At 59.7% G+C, this 26,174-nt stretch carries 25 protein-coding genes and 2 pseudogenes; 7 read left to right on the plus strand and 20 right to left on the minus strand.

Going from position 1 to position 26,174, the window contains the following annotated elements; all coding sequences use genetic code 11:
- The first annotated feature begins 83 nt into the window (after window positions 1–83).
- Window positions 84–2,180, plus strand: coding sequence for a bifunctional rhamnulose-1-phosphate aldolase/short-chain dehydrogenase (locus tag J5286_RS26935; RefSeq protein ID WP_209193075.1), 2,097 nt, complete (start codon window positions 84–86; stop codon window positions 2,178–2,180).
- 3 nt (window positions 2,181–2,183) lie between these two features.
- On the opposite strand, the gene J5286_RS26940 is transcribed toward J5286_RS26935, so the two are convergent.
- On the minus strand, window positions 2,184–2,342 hold the full coding sequence (locus J5286_RS26940; protein WP_018896533.1) for a YqaE/Pmp3 family membrane protein: 159 nt from the start codon (window positions 2,340–2,342) through the stop codon (window positions 2,184–2,186).
- Between the two features lie 84 nt (window positions 2,343–2,426).
- Between J5286_RS26940 and rhaI the strand changes: the two genes are divergently transcribed.
- Window positions 2,427–3,719, plus strand: coding sequence for an L-rhamnose catabolism isomerase (rhaI, locus tag J5286_RS26945; RefSeq protein WP_209193076.1), 1,293 nt, complete (start codon window positions 2,427–2,429; stop codon window positions 3,717–3,719).
- Between the two features lie 52 nt (window positions 3,720–3,771).
- On the opposite strand, the gene J5286_RS26950 is transcribed toward rhaI, so the two are convergent.
- Entirely contained in the window at window positions 3,772–4,815 is a 1,044-nt protein-coding gene (locus tag J5286_RS26950) for an SMP-30/gluconolactonase/LRE family protein (RefSeq protein WP_209193077.1), read from the minus strand.
- 467 nt (window positions 4,816–5,282) lie between these two features.
- On the opposite strand from J5286_RS26950, the gene J5286_RS26955 reads away from it, so the two are divergent.
- Complete coding sequence (locus tag J5286_RS26955; RefSeq protein ID WP_209193078.1) at window positions 5,283–7,226, plus strand: methyl-accepting chemotaxis protein; 1,944 nt, start codon at window positions 5,283–5,285, stop codon at window positions 7,224–7,226.
- 142 nt (window positions 7,227–7,368) lie between these two features.
- A pseudogene (locus J5286_RS31395) lies at window positions 7,369–7,524 on the plus strand (phosphoglucose isomerase-related protein); the annotation flags it as partial.
- A 523-nt stretch (window positions 7,525–8,047) separates the two neighbouring features.
- Here J5286_RS31395 and J5286_RS26965 read toward each other — a convergent pair.
- The 8 genes from J5286_RS26965 to J5286_RS27000 form a co-directional block, all read right to left on the minus strand.
- Window positions 8,048–9,358 (minus strand): D-tagatose-bisphosphate aldolase, class II, non-catalytic subunit, encoded by a 1,311-nt coding sequence (locus J5286_RS26965; RefSeq protein ID WP_209193080.1) that lies wholly within the window; start codon window positions 9,356–9,358, stop codon window positions 8,048–8,050.
- 203 nt (window positions 9,359–9,561) lie between these two features.
- Window positions 9,562–10,653 (minus strand): AgaS family sugar isomerase, encoded by a 1,092-nt coding sequence (locus tag J5286_RS26970; protein ID WP_209193081.1) that lies wholly within the window; start codon window positions 10,651–10,653, stop codon window positions 9,562–9,564.
- Window positions 10,654–10,666: 13 nt separating this feature from the next.
- Window positions 10,667–11,518, minus strand: coding sequence for a DMT family transporter (locus tag J5286_RS26975; protein WP_209215394.1), 852 nt, complete (start codon window positions 11,516–11,518; stop codon window positions 10,667–10,669).
- Window positions 11,519–11,595: 77 nt separating this feature from the next.
- On the minus strand, window positions 11,596–12,708 hold the full coding sequence (locus J5286_RS26980) for an ABC transporter ATP-binding protein (protein WP_209193083.1): 1,113 nt from the start codon (window positions 12,706–12,708) through the stop codon (window positions 11,596–11,598).
- A gap of 26 nt (window positions 12,709–12,734) precedes the next feature.
- Complete coding sequence (locus tag J5286_RS26985; RefSeq protein ID WP_209193084.1) at window positions 12,735–14,051, minus strand: alpha-glucosidase/alpha-galactosidase; 1,317 nt, start codon at window positions 14,049–14,051, stop codon at window positions 12,735–12,737.
- A 22-nt stretch (window positions 14,052–14,073) separates the two neighbouring features.
- Window positions 14,074–14,934, minus strand: a complete 861-nt coding sequence (locus J5286_RS26990) for a carbohydrate ABC transporter permease (protein WP_209193085.1) — start codon at window positions 14,932–14,934, stop codon at window positions 14,074–14,076.
- Window positions 14,934–15,875, minus strand: a complete 942-nt coding sequence (locus tag J5286_RS26995; RefSeq protein ID WP_245206586.1) for a carbohydrate ABC transporter permease — start codon at window positions 15,873–15,875, stop codon at window positions 14,934–14,936. Before J5286_RS26995 ends, J5286_RS26990 begins: the two co-directional genes overlap by 1 nt.
- A 30-nt stretch (window positions 15,876–15,905) precedes the next feature.
- Window positions 15,906–17,171 (minus strand): ABC transporter substrate-binding protein, encoded by a 1,266-nt coding sequence (locus tag J5286_RS27000; protein ID WP_209193086.1) that lies wholly within the window; start codon window positions 17,169–17,171, stop codon window positions 15,906–15,908.
- 361 nt (window positions 17,172–17,532) lie between these two features.
- Here J5286_RS27000 and J5286_RS27005 point away from each other — a divergent pair, with 361 nt between their 5' ends.
- The gene (locus J5286_RS27005; RefSeq protein WP_209193087.1) at window positions 17,533–18,342 is read left to right on the plus strand and encodes a DeoR/GlpR family DNA-binding transcription regulator; all 810 of its coding nucleotides are present in this window, start codon (window positions 17,533–17,535) and stop codon (window positions 18,340–18,342) included.
- A complete protein-coding gene (locus J5286_RS27010) occupies window positions 18,336–19,226 on the plus strand; it encodes an N-acetylglucosamine kinase (RefSeq protein ID WP_209193088.1) in 891 nt (296 codons plus the stop codon). The genes J5286_RS27005 and J5286_RS27010 overlap by 7 nt, the downstream gene beginning before the upstream one ends.
- A 68-nt stretch (window positions 19,227–19,294) precedes the next feature.
- On the opposite strand, the gene J5286_RS27015 is transcribed toward J5286_RS27010, so the two are convergent.
- From J5286_RS27015 to J5286_RS27025, 3 genes are read right to left on the minus strand one after another with little or no spacing between them, the layout of a single operon-like run.
- A complete protein-coding gene (locus J5286_RS27015) occupies window positions 19,295–19,810 on the minus strand; it encodes an ABC transporter permease (protein ID WP_209193089.1) in 516 nt (171 codons plus the stop codon).
- Between the two features lie 24 nt (window positions 19,811–19,834).
- A complete protein-coding gene (locus J5286_RS27020; RefSeq protein ID WP_209193090.1) occupies window positions 19,835–20,002 on the minus strand; it encodes a hypothetical protein in 168 nt (55 codons plus the stop codon).
- A complete protein-coding gene (locus J5286_RS27025; protein ID WP_209193091.1) occupies window positions 19,999–20,586 on the minus strand; it encodes an ABC transporter substrate-binding protein in 588 nt (195 codons plus the stop codon). The genes J5286_RS27020 and J5286_RS27025 overlap by 4 nt, the downstream gene beginning before the upstream one ends.
- Before the next feature lie 12 nt (window positions 20,587–20,598).
- Here J5286_RS27025 and J5286_RS27030 point away from each other — a divergent pair.
- Window positions 20,599–20,811, plus strand: a pseudogene (locus J5286_RS27030) (ISNCY family transposase); the annotation flags it as partial.
- Between the two features lie 429 nt (window positions 20,812–21,240).
- Here J5286_RS27030 and J5286_RS27035 read toward each other — a convergent pair.
- The 7 genes from J5286_RS27035 to J5286_RS27060 form a co-directional block, all read right to left on the minus strand.
- Window positions 21,241–22,185 carry a 2-hydroxyacid dehydrogenase gene (locus J5286_RS27035; RefSeq protein ID WP_209193092.1) on the minus strand — a complete coding sequence of 315 codons (945 nt, stop codon included), beginning with the start codon at window positions 22,183–22,185 and terminating at the stop codon, window positions 21,241–21,243.
- 90 nt (window positions 22,186–22,275) lie between these two features.
- Complete coding sequence (locus J5286_RS31400) at window positions 22,276–22,554, minus strand: transporter substrate-binding domain-containing protein (protein ID WP_245206587.1); 279 nt, start codon at window positions 22,552–22,554, stop codon at window positions 22,276–22,278.
- Window positions 22,464–22,832 carry a transporter substrate-binding domain-containing protein gene (locus J5286_RS31660; RefSeq protein ID WP_348529293.1) on the minus strand — a complete coding sequence of 123 codons (369 nt, stop codon included), beginning with the start codon at window positions 22,830–22,832 and terminating at the stop codon, window positions 22,464–22,466. Before J5286_RS31660 ends, J5286_RS31400 begins: the two co-directional genes overlap by 91 nt.
- Window positions 22,833–22,892: 60 nt before the next feature.
- A complete protein-coding gene (locus J5286_RS27045) occupies window positions 22,893–23,852 on the minus strand; it encodes an agmatinase (protein WP_209193093.1) in 960 nt (319 codons plus the stop codon).
- 8 nt (window positions 23,853–23,860) lie between these two features.
- The gene (locus J5286_RS27050; RefSeq protein WP_209193094.1) at window positions 23,861–24,517 is read right to left on the minus strand and encodes an amino acid ABC transporter permease; all 657 of its coding nucleotides are present in this window, start codon (window positions 24,515–24,517) and stop codon (window positions 23,861–23,863) included.
- Complete coding sequence (locus tag J5286_RS27055) at window positions 24,517–25,326, minus strand: amino acid ABC transporter ATP-binding protein (RefSeq protein WP_209193095.1); 810 nt, start codon at window positions 25,324–25,326, stop codon at window positions 24,517–24,519. The genes J5286_RS27050 and J5286_RS27055 overlap by 1 nt, the downstream gene beginning before the upstream one ends.
- A complete protein-coding gene (locus tag J5286_RS27060) occupies window positions 25,323–25,949 on the minus strand; it encodes a DUF1989 domain-containing protein (protein ID WP_245206588.1) in 627 nt (208 codons plus the stop codon). Before J5286_RS27060 ends, J5286_RS27055 begins: the two co-directional genes overlap by 4 nt.
- Window positions 25,950–26,174 lie beyond the last annotated feature (225 nt).

Consider the following 26,174-nt stretch of genomic DNA (forward strand, 5'->3'; position numbering starts at 1 on the left):
GCGCTTTTGATGAGCGATACCGTCACCGCAAAGGGCGTATTACTCATTTTCGCGTCCTTAAGAATTCTACATGGGAGGATGACATGGCGGCAACCGTCCGGCTTCTGGATAACCGTTGGGATGACTCGTACGCTGCAGGCCTGGATGAGCCTGGAAAGCTACTCTATCGCTCGAACCTGCTGGGCGCCGACAAGCGCATCACCAATTATGGCGGCGGCAACACCTCTGCCAAGGTCATGGAAACCGACCCGCTGACCGGCGAAAAGGTCAAGGTTCTCTGGGTCAAGGGTTCGGGCGGCGACGTCGGCACCATCAAGCTCGACGGCTTCGCCACCCTCTACCAGGACAAGCTGGATTCGCTGAAGAGCATCTACAAGGGTGTTGAAGACGAAGACCGCATGGTCGGCTTCCTCCCCCATTGCACCTACAATCTCAACAGCCGCGCCGCCTCGATCGACACGCCGCTGCATGGTTTCGTGCCCTTCACGCATGTCGACCACATGCATCCCGATGCGATCATCGCGATCGCCGCTTCGAAGAACTCCAAGGAGCTGACCCAGCAGATCTTCGGCGCTGACATCGGTTGGCTGCCCTGGCGCCGCCCGGGCTTCCAGCTCGGCCTCGACCTTGAAGCCTTCGTCAAGGCGAACCCGAATTCCAAGGGCGTCGTGCTCGAAAGCCATGGCCTCTTCACCTGGGCGAACGACGCCAAGGCCTGCTACGAGCTGACGCTCGAGATCATCAACAAGGCGATCGTCTGGTTTGCCGAGAAGACCGAAGGCAAGACGATCTTCGGTGGCGCGGCCACCGAGAGCTTGGCCGCCGAACAGCGCCGCGCCATCGCCGCCCGCCTGATGCCCGAAATTCGCGGTCGCATCGGCAAGGCGGAACGCAAGCTTGGCCACTTCGATGACCAGGACGCCGTTCTCGAATTCGTCAACTCGAAGAACTTGGCACCGCTCGGCGCGCTCGGTACCAGCTGCCCCGACCACTTCCTGCGCACCAAGATCCGCCCGCTGATCGTCGATTTCGACCCGGCAAAGCCGGATGTGGATGCGATCGTTGCCGGTCTCGACAAGGCGCTCGAAGACTACCGCGCCGACTACGCGCGCTACTATAACGACTGCAAGCATGACAATTCGCCCGCCATGCGCGACGCGAACCCGGTCATCTTCCTCGTTCCCGGCGTCGGCATGCTGTCCTTTTCCCGCGACAAGGCAACGGCGCGCATCGCCAGCGAGTTCTACGTCAACGCCATCAACGTCATGCGCGGCGCCTCGACCGTTTCGGAATATCAGGGCCTGCCTGAGCAGGAAGCCTTCGATATCGAATACTGGCTGCTCGAGGAAGCCAAGCTTCAGCGCATGCCGAAGCCGAAAAGCCTAGCCGGCAAGGTCGCCTTCGTCACCGGCGGCGCTGGCGGCATCGGCCGTGCGACGGCTGCCCGTCTGATCGGCGAAGGTGCTTGCGTGGTGCTGGCGGATATCGACCAGGAAGCCCTCGACAGCACGAAGGCCGATTTTGCCAAGCAGTTCGGCGCCGATGCCGTTCGCGGCGTCAAGCTCGACGTGACCAAGGAAGACGGCGTGATCTCGTCCTTCGCGGAAGCCTGTGTCGAATTCGGCGGCGTCGACATCCTGGTTTCGAACGCCGGCATTGCATCGTCCGCGCCGATCGAAAACACTGAGCTTTCGATGTGGAACAAGAACATCGACATCCTGGCGACCGGCTACTTCCTGGTTTCGCGCGAAGCCTTCCGCCTATTCCGCAAGCAGAACCTCGGCGGCAACGTCGTCTTCGTCGCCTCCAAGAACGGCCTGGCGTCGTCGCCGAATGCTGCTGCCTACTGCACGGCCAAGGCTGCCGAGATCCATCTCGCCCGTTGCTTGGCGCTCGAAGGCGCTGAAGCGGGCATTCGCGTCAACACCGTCAACCCGGATGCGGTTCTGCGTGGATCGAAGATCTGGAACGGCGAGTGGCGCGAGCAGCGTGCTGCATCGTCGAAGATCGAGATCAACGAGTTGGAGGAGCACTACCGCAAGCGCTCCATGCTGAAGCTCAACGTCTTCCCTGAAGACATCGCCGAAGCGATCTACTTCCTGGCGTCCGATCTCTCGGCAAAGTCCACCGGCAACATCATCAATGTCGATGCCGGCAACGCGCAGAGCTTCCCGCGCTGATCGCTACCGCCGGAGGATCACCCATACCGCATGGATGATCCCCGGCACGTAGCCGCACAGCGTCAACAGTATGTTTAGCCAGAACTGCAGGCCGATTCCGACCTGCAGGAATACACCGACAGGTGGCAGGATGATCGCGAAAAGAATGCGTATGATGTCCAAGGTCGCCTCATTACTGATTTGAGTATTTCATGCATCGAAACGCGGACAGGAGCCGTTTGGTTCGATGCCACACGGGAGGAATTCATGGCCGAAACCAAAATCGCGCAGGATGTGATTGCGCAAGAAAACGAAAAGCGCGCAGCCGCGCTCAAATCCGATTACGAAGCCTTGGGCGCCAACCTGTCGCGCCGTGGCGTGGACATTGAGGCGATCACGCGCCGCGTCTCCGAATTCTTCGTCGCCGTTCCATCCTGGGGCGTCGGCACCGGCGGCACGCGCTTTGCCCGCTTCCCCGGCGCCGGCGAGCCGCGCGGGATCTTCGACAAGCTCGACGATTGCTCCGTCATCAACGAACTGACCCGCGCCACGCCGAACGTCTCGCTCCACATTCCGTGGGACAAGACCGACGTCAAGGAATTGAAGGCGAAGGGCGATCAGCTTGGCCTCGGCTTCGACGCGATGAATTCCAACACCTTCTCCGACGCGGCCGGCCAGGCCCACTCCTACAAGTATGGTTCGCTCAGCCACACCGACGCGGCAACCCGCGCGCAGGCCGTCGAGCACAACATCGAATGCATTGAGATCGGCAAGGCGATCGGCTCCAAGGCCCTGACCGTCTGGGTCGGCGACGGTTCGAACTTCCCGGGCCAAAGCAATTTCACCCGCTCCTTCGAGCGCTACCTTGCCTCGATGGCCGACATCTACAAGGCGCTGCCCGACGATTGGAAGCTGTTTTCCGAGCACAAGATGTACGAGCCGGCCTTCTATTCGACCGTCGTGCAGGACTGGGGCACCAACTACCTGATCGCCCAGACGCTCGGCCCGAAGGCGCATTGCCTCGTCGACCTCGGCCACCATGCGCCGAACACCAATATCGAGATGATCGTCGCCCGCCTGATCCAGTTCGGCAAGCTCGGCGGCTTCCACTTCAACGACTCGAAATACGGCGACGACGACCTCGACGCCGGCTCGATCGAGCCTTATCGCCTGTTCCTCGTCTTCAACGAGCTGGTCGAGGCCGAGCAGCGCGGCGTCAACGACTTCAACCCGGCCCACATGATCGACCAGTCGCATAACGTGACCGATCCGATCGAAAGCCTGATCAACAGCGCCAACGAAATCCGCCGCGCCTATGCGCAGGCGCTGATCGTCGACCGTAAGGCGCTGGCAGGTTTCCAGGACGGGAACGATGCCTTGATGGCGACGGAGACGCTGAAGCGCGGTTATCGCACCGATGTCGAGCCGATCCTGGCGGAGGCCCGGCGCCGTGCGGGCGGCGCGATCGATCCGATTGCCACCTACCGCGCCAGCGGCTATCGCAAGAAGGTTGCCGCGGAGCGCCCGGCGTCCGTGGGCGGCAGCGGCGGCATCATCTGAGGTCGAAGACTTGCTCGAGCCGCCACGACAATCGCGGCGGCTCGATTTTTAATCAGACTGCTCCGCGCGTCTCGACATAGAGCGCATAGACCGAATGGCTGGACGCCATGTAGAGGCGGTTCTTCTTCGGCCCGCCGAAGACGAGGTTGGGGCAGCGTTCCGGCAGCTTGATGAAGCCGATTGCCTTGCCGGCCTTGTTGAAAATCTTCACGCCGTTGAGATCTTCCGGCTTGGCGCCGGCCGCACCCGAAGAGCCCCATCCGCACCACAGATTGCCGTCGACATCGACCTTGAAGCCGTCGAGGCCGCCATTGTCGTCGGCGGTGATCAGCGCCTTCTTGTTGGAAAGCGAAACGCCGTCCTTGGCGACGTCGTAGGACCAGACGATGCGATAGGGCTGTGCACGGCCTTCGACGATATAGAGCTTCTTCTCGTCTTCCGAGAAGGCGATGCCGTTCGGACCCTTCAGCTCGTCGGTGACGAGATTGAGCTTCCCATCCGGTGAGATGCGATAGACCGAATGCGGCAGTTCGGGTTCGGCCTTGTCGCCTTCCCATTCACCGGCAATGCCGAAGGTCGGGTCGGTGAACCAGATCGAACCGTCCGACTTGCAGACGATGTCGTTCGGCGAGTTGAGCTTCTTGCCCTTGTAATTGTCGGCCAGTACCGTGATCGAGCCGTCATATTCGGTGCGGGTGACGCGGCGCGTCAGGTGCTCGCACGACAAAAGCCGGCCCTGCATGTCGCGGGCGTGGCCGTTCGAATAGTTCGAATTCGGGTTGAAGACACTCCAGGTCTCATTCGTCTCGTCGTATTTCATGACCCGGTTGTTCGGCACGTCGCTGACGAGAAGATAGCGACCATCGCCAAACCAGACCGGGCCTTCCAGCCAGCGGGCGCCGGTGGCGACCTGTTCCAAGGACGAGCTGGCGACGCGATATTTGGCAAAGCTCGGGTCGAGAACCTGGATGGCCGGATCAGGGTAGATCGGCGATGGCGTGAAGCCGATCGACTGTGCGGCTGCGACCTTCGGCAGAGCGGCACCCGCCAGCGCGGCTCCTGATATGGCAATGACGTTGCGGCGTGTGTAAACCATTGGGCATCCTCAATATGATTTGTTTCAAATGGACCCACGGGATCGCGGGTTACGATCAGAATAATGATCGCGCCCATGTATCTCGACCTAAGCGTGTGCCGCAATGACACTCCTTGGGCACCTGCCCAATTGGTTAACTACCAGTGACCATTGAGCTGCTGCAAGTTGCGCATCCCTGCGAAAACTCAGATTGCAAATTTAGCTCGCATAAATATACATTTACGCGACCGTTGGCGGCGCTTTTTGATAAAGCGCAGGTTAACTCGCGATTTCAGCCACGCTGTCCGCAAAAGTCAGATTTTTTTAAGGATGAGCGCCTAGGTTGAAGTCATTCGATCGAAATGATCACTCGATGCTCCGCGCATGATGCGTTTGTCACACAGTTTCAGAATTCATTTCCTGGGGTTTGAGCTTTGCTCATCCGCAGGCCTCGCCATGCCGTTTCACCACGATTTCCAAGGTGCCTCATGTTGCAAAACCTAAAGATAAAAACCAAATTCCTTATTGCAATCGCCCTGCTCGGCCTCGTTTCCATGGCCGGCTTGCTTTACCTCACCGACAAGTTCAGCGCGGCCAATCAGCAGTATACTGGCTTCCTACAGAACGAGAGCCAGGCAGCGACCTTCAGCGCTCGTGCGGCAGCCGGCATTTGGACATCCACGACATGGCTGAGCCGTGCCGTTGCTCAGGAACCCGGCTCCGCCGGCTTTAATGATATCTCCAAGCGCTTCGCCACCGAATTCGGTGGCGCTCGCCAGCGCCTTGCACAAGTGCCGGAACTGGTCCCTAGCCGCAAGATTGCGATCGACGAACTGCTTGCCGGCGCAGACGCTCTGAAATCACTTGGCGATCAGCTTCTTGCCGCGCGCGCCGCCAACAATGCGGCTGAAACGCAGCAACTTGCTGCAAAGCTCGATGACATGATCGTTGGCCTGTCGCCCAAATTCGGCGCGAATAACAAAGCCATGGCGGACCTGCTTGAACAGGGAGGCAGCCAGCTTTCCGCCTCCGTTTCATCCACCATCTTCTATACGCTTGTCGGCCTTACCGTTGGCGTCATCGCGGCAATCGCCTTTGCGATGGTCATCGCGCAGAAGGGCGTGACGACACCGATGGCGAAGCTCCGCGAACGCATGGAAACGCTTGCCTCCGGCGAGACCGGCGAGGAGGTTCATGGCCTCGACCGCCGCGACGAAATCGGCCAGATGGCTGCCGCCGTCGCCGTGTTCCGGACCAATGCGATCGACCGCATGCGCATCGAACAGCAGGCAGAAGCCACCCGCTCGATGAGCGAGAGCGAGCGCCTCGCGCGCGAAACAGAGAAGGCCAATGAAGCCGCCAACCTGCATCGGGCGGTCAAAGCTCTTGGCGGCGCGCTCGGCGATCTCGCCAATGGCGACCTGAATTGCCAGATCGACACGCCGTTCACCGGCGACCTCGACACGCTTCGCCAGGACTTCAACGCGGCGGTCGCCAAGCTGCACAATGCGCTGCAGGCCGTTGGCGCCAATGCGAGCGCCATCAGCGCCGGGTCAAGCCAGATCCGCGCCTCCGCCGACGACCTCTCCAAGCGCACCGAACAGCAGGCGGCTTCCGTTGAGGAAACCGCCGCGGCGCTGGAGCAGATCACCACGACCGTCAAGGACGCCGCCGGACGCGCAAGCGACGCCAGCCAGCTGGTCGCCAAAACGCGCGAAGCCGCCGAACGCTCCGGCGAGGTCGTGCGCAACGCCGTAACCGCGATGCACCTGATCGAGCAGTCCTCGAACGAGATCAGCAACATCATCGGCGTGATCGACGATATCGCCTTCCAGACCAACCTTCTCGCTCTCAACGCCGGCGTCGAAGCCGCCCGGGCAGGTGATGCGGGCAAGGGCTTTGCCGTCGTCGCTCAGGAAGTGCGCGAACTCGCACAGCGCTCGGCGCGCGCCGCCAAGGAGATCAAGGCGCTGATCACCGCCTCCGGTTCGCAGGTCGAGTCTGGCGTGGAACTGGTCGGCGAAGCCGGCAAGGCGCTGGATGCAATCGTCGCCGAAGTGCAGGAGATCAACCGCCATGTTCACGCGATTGCCGAAGCCTCGCGCGAGCAGTCGCTTGGCCTGCAGGAGATCAACACGGCCGTGAACAGCATGGACGAAGGCACGCAGAAAAATGCCGCCATGGTTGAGGAAACGACTGCGGCGAGCCACAGCCTCGCGCATGAAGCCATGGCGCTTTCTCAGCTCATGTCCCAGTTCAAGCTGGATGGCGCCGTTGCCAACCAGGCGCGGCCGAGCTTCGCCAAGCCTGCGACGACGACCGCCAGCCACAGCCCCGTCGCCTCGCCGGCACGGCAACTGGGCCAGAAGTTGACCAACGCGTTTCGCGGAAACGCCGCGCTGAAGCAAGAGCCGGAATGGTCTGAATTCTGAGCCATGTCACTTAGGAAACGGAGCCCAGAAGGTTCCGTTCAGACTGCTGACACCCCCCCGGTCGTGACCGGGGGTTGTGGTTCACTGAATGCCCGGAGTTTTCAACTGGACGATCAAACGGCTTCCATCTCTGCCCAACGATCTGCTTATCCGCAGCAACTCGTTCGATCAATGGAGCGCCGAACTCGGCAGGGAACTGGCAAACGGCCTGCTTCCCGTCATCGAAGGCACGGAAAGCACTGCCAGCCATGATTCGGCGACGCAGGGCCTCGTTGCCGAACTGGCGGGGCTGAAAGGAATTAGGTTCATACGGCGCCCTAACGAAAAACCCAGGATTTGCATCGGACATGTCCTGCGTACGCTGCCCTTCGAACTGTTCGGCAGAGTTGCTACGGCAAGTTGGAGCCTGCCGCTATCGCACATATCGCAACGTCCGCGTCGTTGTGTCGGTCGACGTTGTTTGGTCCCTTTGGATCGCCGCGGCTGAGGGTATACTCGGCCTTGGTACGTTCGCTGCGTTGTGGTTGTAATTCGGATGTCGCGGAGCCTGCAAACAACGTCGTACAGATCAGTAGTCTAGATATACCCGTTTACTGACTAAAAGTGTCAGAAAGTAGAGATGTGCGGCCTAGGGCCGAAAGCCGACATCGCGTGCTACCCTTGGTTCTCGATGCGAGTCGAACCCAGAACACGGGGGTTCGGTAAGTGTTTAAAACAAGCGCATCTCACGGAAGCGGAATAGCTTCCACGAACAACGTTATCATGGAATCGCCAGTTCGATCCTACTCATCTATCAACCAACGGTCGCGGCCGGCGGTCATTTAGGGCGCATCCGCCATTCCATCCTCACATAACTCTCGGCAAGCTTCGAAATAATCCTCCAGAACGCAATCGACGGAATGTAGCGCAAGAGCCTCGGCGTTTCGTGCTATCTTGCCGGAACGAACAGCTTCGTAGGAGCCCTGCAGGTACTGGCTAATCAGAGTTTCTGGGATCTCAACATCCGCCAGTAGGCCGAAGAGTTCTTCAACCGCCGCGCGGATGGTCACGTTCGGGAAGTAATAGCGCACGCGATCACTGTAGCTGAAATGACGCTGCAGCCGTTGCTCGTCCGCGGTCCCATGATAGTATTTTTCCCAGTTCTTCGGCTCGGCCACCATCACTGTCTCGATCGTCTCAAGCAGCGTTGCCGAACGCCCGGTTGGAAACAGGAAGGCCGCGATCCGATCAAGGCCATAGAAGGCTTCGCGCAACGCAAATGTCAGGCCAGGGCCGACTTTCAGGATGGCGAAACCATCGAGCACAAGGCTGCGCAGCGCATCCCGCGTCTGGTAATCGGTGGAATGCGCTTCGAAGACGAGGCCTGGCAAGTCGGCAAGCGTTGCACTCAGCGCTGCCGCCTTGCCACTGTCATAGGCGATGACATTATGGTTGCCGAACTCGACGCCCGGCTGCACGACGGCACCGACGACGCGATCGAAAGCCTTGCTAACGCCGGCAGCCTCGAAAGCGGTCCGATGCACGGCGATGGTACGCCGTGCTGCTTCCGGCTTGGTGACCTCGAGCTCATTGAGCTCTTCCATCGCTCCACCGGGAATCGGTACTTCGGTTCCTATGATATAGACCGGCAGTACACACGACGATCCGGCAACGGCCGCTTCCGCTGTGGCGGCAAGGCTTGCAGCACGCTCGGCTGTCAACGCATCCGGCAGTCCGACCGGTTCGCCCGCGCAGCCCATGCTGGTATCGAGATGCAATTTGGTGAAGCCGGCCCGCGCATAAGCATCGATCATCACCCTTGCTTTTTTCATCGCTTCTGCTGCAGGCAGCTGTTTCCAGGGATTGGGGCCCAGATGGTCTCCACCAAGAAGGAGCTTTTCGCGCGGAAAGCCGGCCTTAGCCGCGATCGTCTCAACGAAGGCGCGAAAATCGGCCGGCGTCATGCCGGTATAGCCGCCATCTTGGTTCACCTGGTTGCAGGTTGCCTCGACAAGGAGATATTTGTCGCGGGCAAGCGCATGGCGCATCGATGCCTCGATGACCATGGGATGTGCCGAGCAGATCGACGGAATACCCTTTACCCCGGCTCCCTTGCCCCAGGTCGCGATGTCGGAAAGGTAGTTTTTCTGCATCTTGCAGCATCCTCTTATAAACGCGTGGACCCCGTGTTTCGGTCAGTTGACCGAATTCGGATCGCCGTGGCCACGTCGACAGGTCAGCCCTTGGTGGCAATGCCGAGCGCTAATCAGCGCCCGCGCAACCTGGAGCTGTCGCGATGGTTAGATGTGGCAGTCCGTACTGCCGCCTCACTGTCAGAGGGGACGAAGCCTGTTGACTACGCCGCCCAAGGATAGAGTGTGACACCCGATACGACACGAGACAGCGTCCCGCTCGCAAACGGGTTGTCCACCTCCAGCCCGAGACCGGCCGACCAGCGGACAGCCCAGACTTGGCCTGCCAATATGTAGAGGACGGCGAGTGCCCGCGGATCGGCAATGGCCGGCACGGTGACGTCACAGCCGGCAGCACCCAACGTGGTGACGACGGCGCCCGGATACTGGCTGCGCAGTTCGTTGATGACGTCAATATCGTAGCGCGACGTGTGTTCGTCCGGATGCACCATGAGGGCGATATGGGTGCCCGGCACCACGGCAGCCTTGGGGCCATGCCTGAAGCCGAGGGGGCTGTCCCACTGCACCATCACCTGACCAGCTGTCAGCTCCAGAACCTTCAGCGCCGCCTCGCGCGCCAGCCCCTTAAGAGCGCCACCGCCGAGAAAGATCATCCGCGGCGGGCAGACCGGCGCATCCTGGCCGGTAAGCTCAGCCAACAAGGTGTCGGCCGCCGTCGACAGGGCAGGCAGAGTGGTGGCCGGATCGAATGCGCCGTCGATGCAGGCAAGCGCCGACAGCAGCATGGTGGTGAAGCTCGACGTCATGGCAAAGCCGTGGTCATGCGTCTCTGCCGGCAGCAGCAGTATCTTCTGCTCGCCCGGCCCCGCAGCCGGACGCGTTGCAAGCGCGCCGTCCGGATTGCAGGTGATATGCAGCCGATGTGCTTCGGGCATCGCCTTGTCGAGAAGCTCGAGCATGCCGACAGTTTCGGAGCTGTCGCCGCTACGTCCGAACTGGACCACGAGGATATGTGCGCTTCTACGGACATAGTCAGCAGGGCTCGCGACAAAGTCGGTCGTGGGAACCGCCCGGATCAGCGGGCCGTCGACTGCACTGCAGGACGACGCCGCCAAAATGTCGCCGATGAAGGCCGATGTTCCCGCACCGCACATCCAGATTTCGCGGATATCCTTGACTTTGATCCAGGCGCGGATATCGGCAGCCTGATCTTTCAGCTCAGGCGCCCAGTTCCGCCAGATCGCCGGCTGCCGCAAGATTTCTGTCCAGGTCGCAGAGGTGTGATTGAATGCCATGACGAAGGTGCTTTCATTCTTTGGGATGAGAGGGCGCACGGGCAGCCAGGAAGCCTGAAGCGACCAGAAGCACGGCGCCCACAAGCGTGGAGACGGATGGCACTTCACCGAAAAGCGCAAAGCCGACGATGGAAGCGGCGATCAACTGGGCGTATTGGACGGGTGCGAGCGCGGAGGCGTCGGCATACCGGTGTGCAAGAATAAGCAGCCCGTGGCCGAGCGCACCGAATAGCCCTACTCCGATGACCGCCATCCATGTCGCTGCATTATCTGGCGTCTCCCAGACAAACATCACCATGGGCGTCAGCACCAACGCTGGAAGCCCGCCCATCATAAGCAGCATGCTACCGACGCTCTCCGTCGGGGCCAGGCGCCGAGTTGAGATGATGTAGAATGCGCCCAGTGTGACGGAGCCCAAACTATAGATGATCGCAGGGTCAACATACCCAATGCCGTGCCAAAGGCCGGACACAATGACGACTCCTGCGAAGCCGATGATGATCGCCAGCCATCGCGAAGGAGCAACGCGCTCTCCAAGCAGCACGATGGACAGAAGCGCCACCAGGATCGGTGTGGTGAATTGGATCGACAGCGCCTGCGCCATGGCAAGATGACTGAGTGCGAGGAAGCTCAGGCCAGCGCTACCGGCCTGAAACAGTCCCCTCACCATCTGAAGGCCTGGCCGCTTCATCTTCCAGCTGTCGCTGCTGGTCCACGGGTTGAGAACCAACGCTACGATGAGAAAGTGTATCGCGAAGCGGAACCAGGTAACTTCAATGACCGGAAGATCCTGAGCCGCCCGTTTGCCGGACGCATCGAGAAGCGAGAATGTCGAGACCGCAGCCAGCATGAGCAGCATGCCCATGCTGGCCTGCGCCACCGAAGATGATGTAGCAGGCGGTAGCGACGACAGCGCGCCTTTTGCAGCTGGCAGTCGTTGGTTCATCGCAGAGCAACCCTTGCGATCTCCACGATCTGATCGGGGAGCAGCCGATTGCCGGTTTCCGAGTCAAAAACGTGGCCCGTGCCGGGCTTCGGAGCGATCGTAATCCTCTGGCCGGGCGCGAGATCATAGCGGTCGCGCAGCAGCAGGCAGACCGCCGCCTCGCCGATCAGCTCCGAATTTCGGAGCATGACAATCGTCTCGGCGCCCGTCGGTTCGATGACGTCGATTTCAAATTCGAGACCACTCGCGGACGGCTGCAACTCTTCCGGACGCAAGCCGAGCTTCACAGCCTGGCCCTCCGCACCGCCGACCGCGCATGGCAGGCGAACCTGGCTGCCATCACGAAGCACAACGCTTTGGCGGTCGCCACCAAGCGTCCCCTCGATGAAGTTCATCGAGGGAGATCCAAGAAACCCCGCGACAAACTCGTTGGCCGGCCGATCATAAAGCTCAATCGGCTTACCGACCTGCTCGACACGGCCGTCACGCATGACGACGATCCGGTCGCCCATGGTCATGGCCTCGACTTGGTCATGGGTCACGTAGATCATGGTCGCCTTGACGCGCTTGTGCATCTGCTTGATTTCGGTGCGCATCTGGACGCGAAGCTTGGCGTCGAGGTTGGAGAGCGGCTCGTCAAAGAGGAACAGTGCGGGTTCGCGAACGACCGCGCGGCCCATGGCGACACGCTGGCGTTGGCCGCCGGACAACTGGCGCGGATAGCGATCGAGAAGATGGCTTAGACCAAGGCTTTTGGCCGCCGCCTCCACCCTCGGCTTCCGTTCAATCTCGGGGACATCCCTAAGCTTCAGCGAAAAACCCATATTCTCGCGCACAGTCATATGCGGATAAAGCGCGTAGTTCTGGAAGACCATCGCGATATCGCGATCCTTGGCCGCGATATTGTTAACCACGCGACCGGCAAATGCGATCGTGCCAGATGTGATGCTTTCCAGGCCAGCGATCATCCGCAGCAATGTCGATTTTCCGCACCCGGACGGGCCGACGAGAACAACGAACTCGCCGCTTTCCATCTCAATATTCAGTCCGTGCAGGGCGGCCTGAATACCGTAAGACTTGCGCAATTGAGATATCTTGACGTCAGTCATGAACGTCTCCTGTCGAGGCCGGGGGATTACGAGAGGTGCGGAACCATGTTGCCGTGTGCCGCGATCATATCGGCGACAAGTGAGGCGATCTGATCGGGTGCAAGTTCGGCAGAGGTGTGCGGGTCGAGCATCGCAGCCTGTTCGATATAATGGCGCTTGCCCGTCAGGGCGCCGAGGACGGTGAGCTCCTGAACATTGGTGCTCAGCCGGATCACGGCCGCCAGTTCAGCCGGGATCTTGCCGACCTTGATAGGCTGGATGCCATTGCGGTCCACATGGCAGGGAACCTCAACGCTTGCCTCGTAAGGCAGGTTCTCGATCAGGCCTTGGTTGACGACGTTACCGTAGATCAGCTCCGGCTCGTTGGTGACCATCGCGTTGAGGATCGCCGAGGCATACTCGTTGGAACGGCATACCTCGATGGGCTTGTCGCCCTCGAGATCCTTGCGCTGCTGTGCCCATTCGCCCAGGCGGCGCTCGCAGCGGCGCGGGTACTCGTCGAGCGGAATGTTGTACTTCTCGATCAGGTCCTCGTGGCCCCGCTTGATGTACCAGGGCGTATATTCGGAGAAGTGCTCGGAGGATTCGGTTACGAAATAGCCGAAACGGCGCAGCATGTCGAAGCGGACGCGGTCGTCATCGGGAACCTTGTCGGTCTGTGCAAGCGCCTTGAGGCGTGGATAAAGGTCCTCGAAGGAGCCGTCCGGGCGCCGTTTTCCATATTTCAGCATGAAGGCAACATGGTTGATACCGGCCGACGTATAGTCGATGTCGCGGATGTCTTCGCCGAGGCATTCGGCAAGATGCTGTGCAGTGTGCTGCACGGAATGGCAAAGGCCGACTGTCTGGATTCCCGGAGCGATCTGCGAGACCGCCCAGCAGTTCATCGCCATCGGGTTGACGTAGTTCATCAGCAGCGCGTCCGGGCAGAGATCCTGCATGTCCTCACAGATGCCCTTGAGCACGGGGATGGTGCGCAGGGCGCGGAAGATGCCACCAATGCCAAGCGTGTCTGCAATCGTCTGGCGCAGGCCGTATTTCTTCGGGATTTCGAAATCGATGACCGTCGAGGGGCGATAGCCGCCGACCTGGAACATCAGGATGACGAAGCGCGCATCTTTCAGGGCAGCACGACGGTCCATCGTTCCCTCGATGCGGACTTTTGGGAGCTTGAGCGCTTCGCAGATACGGCGGGTCACGATCTCTGACGTGGAAAGCCGGTCTGCATCGATGTCGTGTAGGCTGATGGTGCAGTCGGCAAAGGCCGGGCGGCTCAGGATGTCGCCGAGAATATTCTGGGCAAAGACGGTGCTGCCGGCACCGATAAGCGTAATCTTGGTCAAAACAGGCACTCCGTGATTTGGGTTATTTGCCAGCGCCGGCCATCAGGCCGTTGAGCAGGTAACGATTGAGAAACATGACGACCAAAGCCGGGGGGATCATTGCGAGAATACCGGCGGCGTTGATCAGCCCGTAGTCGACGTAGTTTTTGGTGGCGAATTCAGGGATGAGGACGGTGAGCGGCTTGGTTGCAACCGTGGGTGCGAAGACCAGGGGAACGGAGAACTGCCCCCATGCACCGAGGAATGTCAGGATCGCTGCCGCGATCAGGCCAGGTGTTGCAAGCGGGATGACGATACGGATCATCGTGTACAGCCGGCCCGCGCCGTCCAGATAGGCCGCCTCTTCGATCGACAGCGGAAGCGATTCGTAGACCGAACGCATCAGCCACATGGCAAGCGGCAGATAGGCCGAGATGTAGATCAGGATGATGCCGGAATAGGTGTCCACCAGACCAAGGCTGACCATCATGCGATAGAGAGGAATGAGTACCGTGTATCCGGGCACCGCCAGGGTCGCCACGATCATGTAGAAGACGAGGTTGCGGCCGGGGAAGCGCATTCGTACAGCCGAATAAGCTGCGAGTGCGGCAATCGCCGTCGTAAGGATTGTTGCTCCACCGGCGAGAACAAGACTGTTTACCAGCGCCCGGAGGAAGTCATACCAGACATCGGTATCATCAGGCAGACCAACGAGGCCTCCCAGCAGCTTTTGGTAATGTTCGAACGTGATCGACGGGGGAACAAGGTTTACGGGCGATGTGGCGATATCGCGCGGCTTCATCAGACTGGTGGCCAGGGCCCAGTAGACCGGACCGAGAGACCACACAAGCAGGAGCAAAGCTGCCAGACGCTGACCGGTTCCGCGGAGGATGAGAGAAATCATCAGTCGAACCTCGTTTCACGATAGATGCGGCGAACGTAGAAGGCGGAGACCAGGATCGACACGAGCATGACGGTGATCGACATCGCCATTCCGTAGGAGAATTTCAGGTCCTGGAAGGCTGTCATGTAGATCTGCCCCTGGATCGGCCGCGTGATTGCGCTCGCCTTGGCGAGGATCCAGGCTTCGTCGAACATGTTGAATGCGGTTATCGTTGACTGCGTGAGTGCAATGCCGAGCGCTCCCGAGATCAATGGCAATGTTATCATGCGCAGGCTGCGAAACCTGCTTGCACCATCGACCTCAGCAGCCTCGTAAAGTTCACGCGGAATGGTCTGAAGCGCGGCGAGAAGAATGACGGCATTGAGCGGCATCATGCGCCACACATGCACCAGGGTGACCAGAACCAGCGCGGTTCCCTGATCGTTCATCCAGACGCGGGCCTGGTCGATCAGGCCGAAGCGCAACAGCAGTCCATTCAACAGGCCGTAATGCGGGTTGTAGATCCACGACCACACCATCGCATTGACGACGGGCGGAAGCGCCCAAGGCAGGATGACGGCCGCCAGCAGCCAGCGACGGCCCGTCTTCATGTTGTTGAGCAACAACGCGGTCCCAAGGCCAAGAACCACCTGCAGCGAAACGGCGAGAACGACGTAAAACCAGGTGTTCCACCATGCGTTTCGGACATTCGGGTCCGAAAACATCGTCACATAGTTCCTGAAGCCGACGAATGGCTCGCCGGGCTGCATAGGGCTGACGCGGTGAAAACTGTCCCACAGGGTTATCAGAACGGGAATGAAAACGAAGGCAGCCATCAAAGCAACTACGGGAAGCGCAAGCGCTATGCCTAGACTTGCGTCACTCGACACCACTTGCCGCCAGTTACGCTTTGGTCCTTCATCGGTCGCCACAACGTTCATGACAGCGTCATTGTTACTCATCAAGCTGCCTCCTTTCTCAGGTCCGGTCCGTTACTCGTCCTTGGCGGATTTGGCGCCGGCAGCAATTGCGGCGGCGGCAGCCTCGACTGTCGACTGACCTGTCGCTACTGCGTTTACGGCCGACGCGGCAGCGCTGGAAAAAGGCGGGTACCAGGCAGGCGTTCCTTCGGCGAACAGCGGTTTGACTGAAGCGACCTGCTCGACAATGGCGTCGCCGCTTTCCAGCTTACCCTGCTTGTTCAAGGCGGAAAGAGCATCCTGGCGGGTCGGCAGATTGCCTTCCTGCTGGTAGTAGAGCTCCTGGACATCCTGCTTCAGAATGTAATTGATGAACTTGATGGCGTTGTCTTTGTTCTGTGACTTCGCAGGAATTGCCAACGCTTCGGGCAGACCGTAGGTTACCGTCTGACCGCTGACGTTCGGAACGACGGCACCAACGATGTTTCCGGCGACGCGGGACTTTTCCTTATCGTTGTAGGTCGCAAGCGGGCCAGGACCGTCGGAGAGAATGAAGCTTATGTCGCCTGCCTTGAAGGCTTCTCGAACTTCAGGGTTGCCGTAAGCCGTCGAAGCCGGATCGATCAGACCCTCATCGATCGCCTGCTTGATGAAGGCGAGCGCCTTGTAGCCACCGGAAGACGGGTCAGTGAAAGCTGGCTCACCCTTGTCGTCGAACAGCGTTCCGCCATACATCATCGCCAGGAGATACCATGCCGTCGATGTCGCCTCGCCGACGGAGAGCGGCAGTCCGAAGGGGTATTTGGCAACGCCCTTTTCCTTGATCGCCCGGCCAGCGGCGAGCAGTTCGTCCATAGTCCGGGGCGCCTTGTCGATGCCAGCTTTCTTCAGATGGTCGGCATTGACGACCATCATCTTGAAATCGTTGTTATAAGGAGCGCCGACGACCTTGCCGCCGAACTTGAAGATCGGCAAAACGGAGACCTGATCGATTGCCGTCTGTTCAAGTTTGCCGTCCAAAGGTTCGAGCCAACCTGCAGCACCGAACTGACCGACCCATGACCAATCCAGTTCGATGACGTCTGCCGGTGAGGTGTTTGCCACGAGCGCAGTGATGATCCTGGTGTGCAACTGGTCCCATGCGAGCGTCTGCTGCTCCACCTGTATCCCGGTCTCTTGCTCGAACGACTTCAAGATATCAGGCGTGTAGCCCTTGCCTGGCAGGAGCAGCGTAAGCTTGTCGGCAGCGTCTGCCGGCAAGGAGAAGAGCGCTACGGAAAGTGCAATTGCGGCACTGCAAAGGGCACGCCGGTGCGTACCCAGAATATTCTTCTTCATGATGTACTCCCAGTTGGACAAAGTTCATTCCCGCCGGCCCCATTTCGGGGTCCTATTGCGACAACCACAGCTTCAGGCCGCCGACGACCAGACGATATACGATCATTTTCGATCATCAAGAGCTTTATTTATTGAGCGATTATTATTTTCATTTGATCGATAAAACTGCCGTCAATTGCGCCAATTGCTCACTTCCTAAACCCAAAATGCCTATATTCAGTTCACCACTCCACTAGGTGGCGTCAAAACAGCTCACTCTCCCGTTCACTACAGTGTTCACTTTTGACGTTTTCTCTTGACCTTGTGAGGGTCGTCTGTCCTATGTGACGTCAACGTGTCGTACACATCAGGGGCGCTCTCAATGAAGTTAAACCGGCTGGACGCTATCCGAAGCCATCTTTACAGCCGTGGCCCGACGAGCATTAACGAGCTTGCCAGGGCAATGAATGCTTCGCTGGCAACGATCCGGCGCGATCTGGCAGAACTGGAAGAAGCCGGCACGATCGATCGGTTGCACGGCGGAGCGCGGCTCGCACAGGGCTCCAGCGTCGAGATCGACTTTGACATGCGCGAGCAGCAGAATATTGCGGAAAAGCGTGCTATCGCTACAGCAGCCTATGAGAGAATCAAGCCGCACGGATCGGTTTTCCTCGACGCCGGTACGACGGTGCTGCAGGTTGCCAACCTGCTTAGGATCGAGCCACTAGCATGCCTCGTCTTCACCAATGGCCTGCGCGTCGCGCAGGAATTGTTCAACGTTCCGAAGGCACGGGTCAATCTCATCGGCGGCAGTCTGCGTAACGAGAATGCGTCGTTTGTTGGACCGCTGGCGGAGCAAACGCTGCGCTCGATCTACATCGAAACGTTGATGCTCGGCATCGGTGCGATTGCAGACGACGGGATGATCTATAGCATCGACAGCAGCGAAGCACAGCTGAACGCGCTCATGATCGAGCGTTCTTCCGAACACGTCATCCTCGCCACTGCCGCCAAATTCGGCCACCGCTCGACGTTCGCGGTTGGGCCGATACCGAAGGGCGCAACCGTCATCACCAGCGTGCACTTGAGTGAGGACTGGCAAAACCGGATACGGGATTGGGGATGTGAGCTGGTCTTGACCCAACCCAATATTGCCGCCCCCATTCCTCTGGGGGAGGTCGAGGCATGCTGATCCTGGGCCTTGACGGCGGCGGCAGCAATGTTCGCCTGGCGATAGCGACGGAAGCTGGTGACGTCATTCATCGGTCTGCCGCAGGTGGTGTCAACCCGATGGACAACCCCACATGGCGGGAGAATTTCCAAGAAATCATTGCGAGTGCTGGCGCCTTTCTAAAGGATGTTGAACTTGGCGTCATGGGCCTGCCCGGCTGGGGCGAAGTACCCTCACTCGATAAAGAGGTCGCAGACTGGCTGGAGCAAAACCTTCCCTTTCGCCTATACCTACTGAACGATGTCGAGCTAGCCCAGAGAGCCGCTTTCGACGATGGGCCGGGTATCCTCCTTCTGTCCGGTACCGGTTCGATGGCGATGGCACGCTCTCACGACGGCGTTATGCTACGAGCAGGCGGCTTCGGCGATCTTATCGGCGATGAAGGCAGCGCCTACGATATTGGGCGACGTGGGCTGGCGCGGCTGTCGCATGAGCTCGATGGTCGCCAACCCGCAACACCCTTCGGCAATCAGTTAACTGCGCGACTAAAACTCGCGGAGCAAGATTATTCTCAGTCCTTTATGGACTGGATCTACCGTAAGACGCACGCGCGGTCGGCAATCGCCTCAATTTCGGCGATTATAAACGAGCTGGCCGATGCAGCGGATCCGCTGGCGATCGAGATTCTAACAACAGCTGGTAAGGAGCTTGGCGCCCACTACAGTGCGCTGTCGAGCCGGATTGGACGCTCAGGCCTCGAATGGAGCCACGCCGGCAGCACTTTCAAGTCGGCAATCTTCCGCAAGGCCGTCGAACATTCGGTGGGCCATCCACCAATCCCTCCGAAACGTGATGCATTGGGCGGGGCACTCCGAATAGCGGAAAGATTACGCTCAACGTTCTAGCTTGAGATGCCACTGGTTGCAAAAGCATCTCGCCGTGCCCGCTTTTTGAAGGGGCCTCAAGCATTCCGTCAAATTGACGAATGACGATTTCGTTTCCAAGGCGTGCACAGATGCTCGGCCCAAACAACGACACCATAGACAGCCATACTGATCCCTGACGCCAGAAGCGCCGTGGCCCAGAGTTCTGGTATTTTATAGTCCTGACCATAATCGACGATGAGGTAGCCGAGGCCGCGTTCCGATGCCAGCCACTCCGCCACAAGCGAGGTGACGATCGAGCCGCAGGCCGACAGCTTCAGCGCATTGAAGAGAAACGGGACAGAGGCTGGCAGGCGAACCATAAAAAGTCGCTGCCTCGTCGAGACGGCACGAAACCCTTGGCCGACCCTGCCGACCAAAGCACCAGCAACACCAAGATAAATAATGCCGGAGGAATGGCGGCGGCAAGCGTTGTCCAGACAGCCGCGCCTGCCGGCAGTTTTATCAGAAACGCCTTCGTTGAAGGCTTGCCATCGTCGACCGCGACATCTGTCATCGTGGATTATACCCGTGTGATCATAGAGAAGATTTAGGCGGGACGACATGAGCCCGTCCCGCCTCGTTCGTCGTTAAAGCTTCGGGCGTTCAACCTTGTCGAGGATCTCCGTCGTCAGGAATTCGGACGGGTCGATCAGGCTCGGTGTGCTTTTCGCGGCGAAGGAATTGGCAGCCGTTTCCTGCCAGACCTTCGGCCCGAGGTAGAGGATGCCCTTTTCCTTGGTCGTCTCGCTGGTCATGAAGCTGACCTGGCGCCCGGCCCGTCGTTGAAGCCGCCTTCAACCGTGAACGTTGCGGCGGCGGCCGGATCCTTGAAGAACTCCGCCCAGGCCTTGCTCTCGGCCGTCAGGAAAGCGGTGAGGACGTCCTTGTTCTCGTTCAGATACTTCTCCGTTACCGTGATAGCACCGGGCTGGCCGTTCAGGCCGTAGTCTCCGAGCGGCAGGACGTTGACGGGCACGCCGGCCCCTTCGATAAGGCGCGGTTCGTTGAATGCGAAGGTCGAATAGAGGCAATCCACGCGGCCGGCGATGATCGCCGAGATATCGCTGCCGCCGACGCTCAGTGTTTCCATATCCTTTGCGGTCATGCCGAGTTTGGACAGAAGCACATCCGCCTGCTTTGTCGCCGTCTGCTTGATCGCAAGGCGCTTGCCCTTGACCATATGCGCATCTGTGACGCCGGAGTCCTGCCGGCAGGTCATGGCCTGCGGTTTCATCTGGAAGCGCGCGCCGATCACCTTCAGATGCTCACCACGACCCTCGGCGGAAAATACGCTTTCGGCGGCGACCATGGCGATCTGTGCCGTGCCCGAGGAGATCATCTGGATGCCGTCGCGATCACCGAGAACAAGCGGTTGGGTGATGTTCTGACCTATATCAAAGAGTGCCAGGAACAGCAGGACAAGCCGAAGGTGAAGAGCAACAGCGACAAGAATGGCTATGTCAAACGTGCTCGCGGACCAGGCCGGCGGACGGATTTAATGAACGATCCGGCGGTAATTGCGCGGCGCCAGAAAGCACTGTCGCGACAGCAGGCTGCGGAATGACGTGTCTCAAAGCTAAAGCCGAAAGGGTGTGCTTACTACCCGCCCCGATCTGATCTTGCAAATGGGATCAGCCGGTCAGATCGGGGCTGGCCGGTGTGCCATGCAGCGACCTCTCGGACATTTCTACTTTGCATATCGGCGGACATTCCAACTCTCCCGCCACACTACTGACGAATCGGACTAGAACGCCGCTTCGCTGGGGTTACTGTTCTTGAGCGGGTCGAACCTGCGGCATTCCAATGGCAGCGCATTGAGGCTGTTCGCGAGGGAAAACGGCAAAATCTTGGCTCAGCTCACGTGTGTCTGCACTCATTGTTGAAAATAAGTGCCGCTTACGATGGTCACCAAGCTGTCGTACTCTCCTTACGGAAGCTCAAGATGCGGTGTGATTCTTCTGGACATTCTGAATCGTCTTCGAGACGCGCTATTTTAATAGCCCCGATTGAAATCTATGCCTTCGGGTAGAACGCCATTTGTGCGATATGTTCCAACTCTATTGGCGACGATGTTGGCTGCCGTCGACTGGTTGGTGGGCGCCGAAATATGGGGCAGCACGGTTACGCGGGAATGCCCCCATAGAGGGCTTTGCTCATCGAGCGGTTCGGTTTCGAAGACATCAAGCACTGCGTGACTGACGGCGCCCGTGTCGAGCGCAGCCATCAGATCGTTTGTCCTCACGATGTGGCCACGTCCGAAATTAATGAAGCAGGCGTTCGGGGGCAGAAGAGCAAATTCGCGCGCGCCAAGGAGACCGGTCGTTTCAGCGGTTAGCGGCAGCAGGCAAACCACGATGTCCGAAGTCTTCAGCATGGCGTCCAGGCCATCCGGGCCGAAATAGGTCGCGACACCTTCAACCTGCTTTTCGGTGCGGCTCCAGCCACTAACCGCAAAGCCCGCCAGCTGCAACTGCCGGGCGGCAGCGCAACCAAGAGCGCCGAGGCCCAATAGGCCGACACGGGTATCGAGTGCCGACCGGTAAGGGAGCTGCCGCCAAAGACTTTGGCGCTGCTGCATGCCATAGGCGGGCATGTCGCGGGAGAGATAGAGCGTCCAGGCGAGCACCGCCTCGGCCATGGTCCGCGCAAGATCCGGGTCTACTAGGCGCACGATCGGATGCGAGAAGCCTTTGAGTTCCAGAACCAGCCGCTCGACACCCGCCCAGAGGCTGTGCACCCATTTCACGTTCGGCAGCCGCTCAAGATCAACAGGATCGGGATTGGCGACGATGGCGATGTCGACGAGAGCGAGCTCTTCGGTCGACATCGCACGAATGGAACGGATGGTTTCACGCGGCATAGCCGCACTGAGGACCGTGAGCCAGTTGTCTTCGGCTGCCTTGGATAAGCGCGTGATAAGCGCGATGCGAGACGACATCGATCTGCTCTGTATGGGTTGCCCGTCTAGGACGCCGGGCGATATCAAGAAAGGAAGGCCGGACACTTTCGGTGCCCGGCCATGTGATCATTACTGAATGGTCTTGATCGGGTCCTTGGGCGTCGGATCGAAGCCGACCAGATCGGTCGTCAGCTTGGCGTAGGTGCCGTCGGCAACCATGTCGGCCAGTGCCTTGTTGACTGCCTCGACCAGATGCGGCTTGCCCTTCTTGAAGGCGAAGCCCTTCTGAACGTGACTGACATAATCGTCGGTCATGGTCAGCGGCATCTTCGCGGACTTGATGGCGTAGGCGGCGGCGATCGCATCGGTGATGACGGCGTCGACATTGCCGTTGACGAGGTCCTGCATGGCGTCGGATTCGGCTTTGTAGCCCTTGGCGGTCGCGCCCTTATCAAGACGGGCGTGTATTCGAGGTTGAGGCGCTTTGCGACCTCAGTCATGACGCGGATTTCGAGGCCATCGAGCTTACCGTCAGGTGCGCGCATGCTGAACGGCGCGTAGGTGCCTTCGGTGGCGACCATCAGCTTGCTAGGCTGAAGCAGCTCGAGGTCGGCGGCATGAGCGAGAGAGCCGACAGCCATACCTGCAAGGGCGGCGGCGGTCATGATGAGAGACTTCAATTTCATGGTTCAGTTCCCTTTATGTTGGTTCAGTGCATTCACTCGGCGTCGCGCCGCCGGTTTTCGTTAGCCCTTCGCCTGAGCGCGTTGGGAAGCAAGCAAAGCCATCAGCTCCGCCATCACGGTAGCGGCCATCAAGGCGGTGATCTGTCCTGGCCCGTCGTAGAGCGGATTGGCCTCGACCACGTCGCAGCCGACGAGGTTGATGTCGTGCAGGGCGCGCAAGATCTGAAGCGTCTCACGCGCCGTCGGCCCACCCGCCTCGGGCGTCTGGACCGCGGGTGCCGCAGATGGATCGATGAAATCCATGTCGAAGGAGATGAAGGCCGGCCGGCCGCTGACACGATCGGCGATGCGCTGGGCGAGATCATGAGGGCCGAGATCGAGCGCATCGTCGGTCGTCAGGACGTCGTATCCGAGATCGATGGACTGGCTGATATCGTCCTTCTGGAACAGCGAGCCGCGCATGCCGATCTGGATCGAGTGCGCGGGATCGATGATGGCTTCCTCTGCGCCGCGGCGGAACGGCGTTCCGGCGCTATACTTCTTGCCGGCGAAATACTTGTCCCAGGTGTCGGTGTGGGAATCGAAGTGGATCAGTGAGATCGGGCCATGGACCTTGGCGAGCGCCCTGATCTCGGCCAGCGTGATCGAGTGATCGCCGCCGATCGCGAAGGGGACGATGCCGGCATTGACCAATGCTGCGACCGACTCTTCGATGCGCTCAAGAGATTCGATCTCGTATCCCGGCACGACGTTGGCGTCGCCAACGTCAGCCACGGCAAGCTCTTCGAAGACATTGATATTGCCGCGATAGGGATTGATCGGACGCAGCATCACCGACATGGCGCGCACCGCATTCGGCGCAAAGCGCGCCCCGGTGCGGTACGGGCCGCCGGAATCGGAGGGAAGTCCGATCACGGCCGCATCCAGCCCACTCAATGTCATTGCCTGCGGCAGGCGCATGAAGGTCGGGACACCGCAGAACCGAGGCGTTTCAAGCGAGTCGATCGGCAGGACACTCATGGCTGACCTCAACCCAGGTTGGCGTAGCGTCGCTCAAGCCAGGAGGCGACGAATGTAAGGATCGTGGTCAGGACGAGATAGATGACCGCCACGGCGATGTAGAACTCGAAGGGGCGGAAGGTCGCCGCGATCAACGTCTGTGCGTAAAGCGTCAGTTCGACGACGGTGATGGTCGAAAGCAGCGAGGTGTTCTTCAGCGTCGAGATCGCCTCGTTGGTGACCGCTGGCAGGACGATGCGGAAGACCTGCGGCAGGATGATCGTGCGCATGGTCTCGCTGGGACTGAAGCCGAGCGCCAGCGCCGATTCATTTTGGCCGCGCGGGATGGCGTTCAGGCCACCGCGGATGATCTCGGCCACATAGGCGCCGCTGTTGATACCGAGCGCGATGACGCCGGCGGTAAACGGCGAAAGCCGGATGCCGATCTGCGGCAGGCCGAAATAGATGATAAACACCTGAATCAGCGTCGGCGTGCCGCGAACGAACCAGATATAGAAGCCCGCCGCCACGCGCGCGGATTTCCATTTGGAGCGCTGCGCCAATGCAGCCAGCAGACCGCATGCCCAGCTGACGACAATCGTCAGGATCGTCAGGCCAAAGACCGTCCAGGCGGCTTCGAGAAAGCCTGGACCATAAAGCTGAACTTCTTCGATAAAACCGCTCATTACGCCTGCGCTCCCTGACCTTGATCGTTCGAGAAGGAATGACCAACGTCGTCATGCAGGATGCGATGAAGGAACTGCTTCAGGCGGTCGCTTTCGGGGTGCCTCAGAATATCCGGCGGCCCCTCTTCGGCGATCACGCCCTTGTCGAAGAACAGGACGCGCGAGGAGACGTCGCGCGCGAAGGCGATCTCATGGGTAACGAGCAGCATGGTCATGCCCTCGGACGCCAGCGATGCCATCAACACCAGCACCTCGTGGACGAGTTCCGGATCGAGCGCCGAGGTGACCTCGTCGAACAGCATCAGGCGCGGCTTCATGGCGAGCGCACGGGCGATCGCCACGCGCTGCTGCTGGCCGCCCGAAAGTCGCGACGGATAGCTATGGCGCTTTTCGAACAGGCCGATCCGCGATAGCAGAGCCTCGGCCTCCTCGATCGCCTGCGCGCGCGGCAGCTTCAAGAGACGGATCGGCGCGTGCGTGACGTTCTCAAGCACCGTCATATGCGGCCAGAGATTGTAGCTCTGGAACACCATGCCGACGCGCGCCCGCAAGGACTGCAGCTGCGACGCCGTGGGGAAGAAGCGCGAGGCTGGACGGAAATCGAAAGACAGGCCCTCGAACTCCATGAAACCCGATTGCGGCATTTCAAGCGCGTTGATCGAGCGCAGGAAGGTGCTCTTGCCGGAGCCGCTGGCGCCGATGATCGAAACGACCTCGCCCGCCTTGACGTCCAGCGAGACGCCTTTCAGCACCTCGTTCTCGCCAAAGCTCTTGCGGATTTCGCGCAGTTTCAGAAGCTGCTCGCTCATGCTGACACCTCCGACGAATAGGTATCGAGGATATTGACCGCCACATCGCGCGGCGTGCGCGCGGCGCCGTTGATCGGCGTGATGTCCTGCGGACAGGCAGAGAGCACGAAGATCAGATCCATCTCGGCGCGCATGACAACATAATCGCCGGCAGCCGTATCGGGCGGAACGCGATCGACGGTGCCGTCAGCGGTGACGGGCACGTTCATGAAGAGGTTCAACGACGCAGGCGTGAACGGCATTTCGATGCCTACGCCAGACAGCGCCTCGTGGAAATTGTCGGTACAGCTGCGGTGATATTCCTGGCATCCGAGCTGCTGATAGAGCTCGCGATTGCACGGGCAAAGCAACGTGTCGTGCCTGACCTTGGCGCTGTCGGCCACCATTGTCAGCATGGGGCGGCGGCGTGAACTCATCAGCGCCATCCCCTCGGTGAAGAAGATATTGCTGTTCATCGAACGCGTGTGATCGAGCGAAGACGTCTCGAAGTGATCGCTGTCAGCCAACGCCCAGGCATCGACAACCTGGTTGCCGTGGGTGTTCGTCACGAGGGCAAATTGCCCGGCCTTCATCTTGAAGGAGCGCCCCCTGCTGGCGGGCACGATATCTGCGTCTAGGCTCATTTCAAACTCGTCTTTCTTCGATGCGATCAGTGCTGGGATGGTCCGATCGATCAAGTCCCGGCAACCCTATTCAGTATACCAGTGGAGTTCAAGTAGCAATTTCAATAAATTATCGCCCATATAATTGCCTTCTTGTATATAATTTAGACACGGAATGCTTGTCGCGTGAGCATATTGCGCCGGTTGGCGCATTAATCAGCAGAAGCGCAAAAGGCTCGATTGACG

Origin of the sequence: Rhizobium sp. 16-488-2b (assembly GCF_017741815.1) — a bacterium.
GTDB lineage: Bacteria > Pseudomonadota > Alphaproteobacteria > Rhizobiales > Rhizobiaceae > Rhizobium.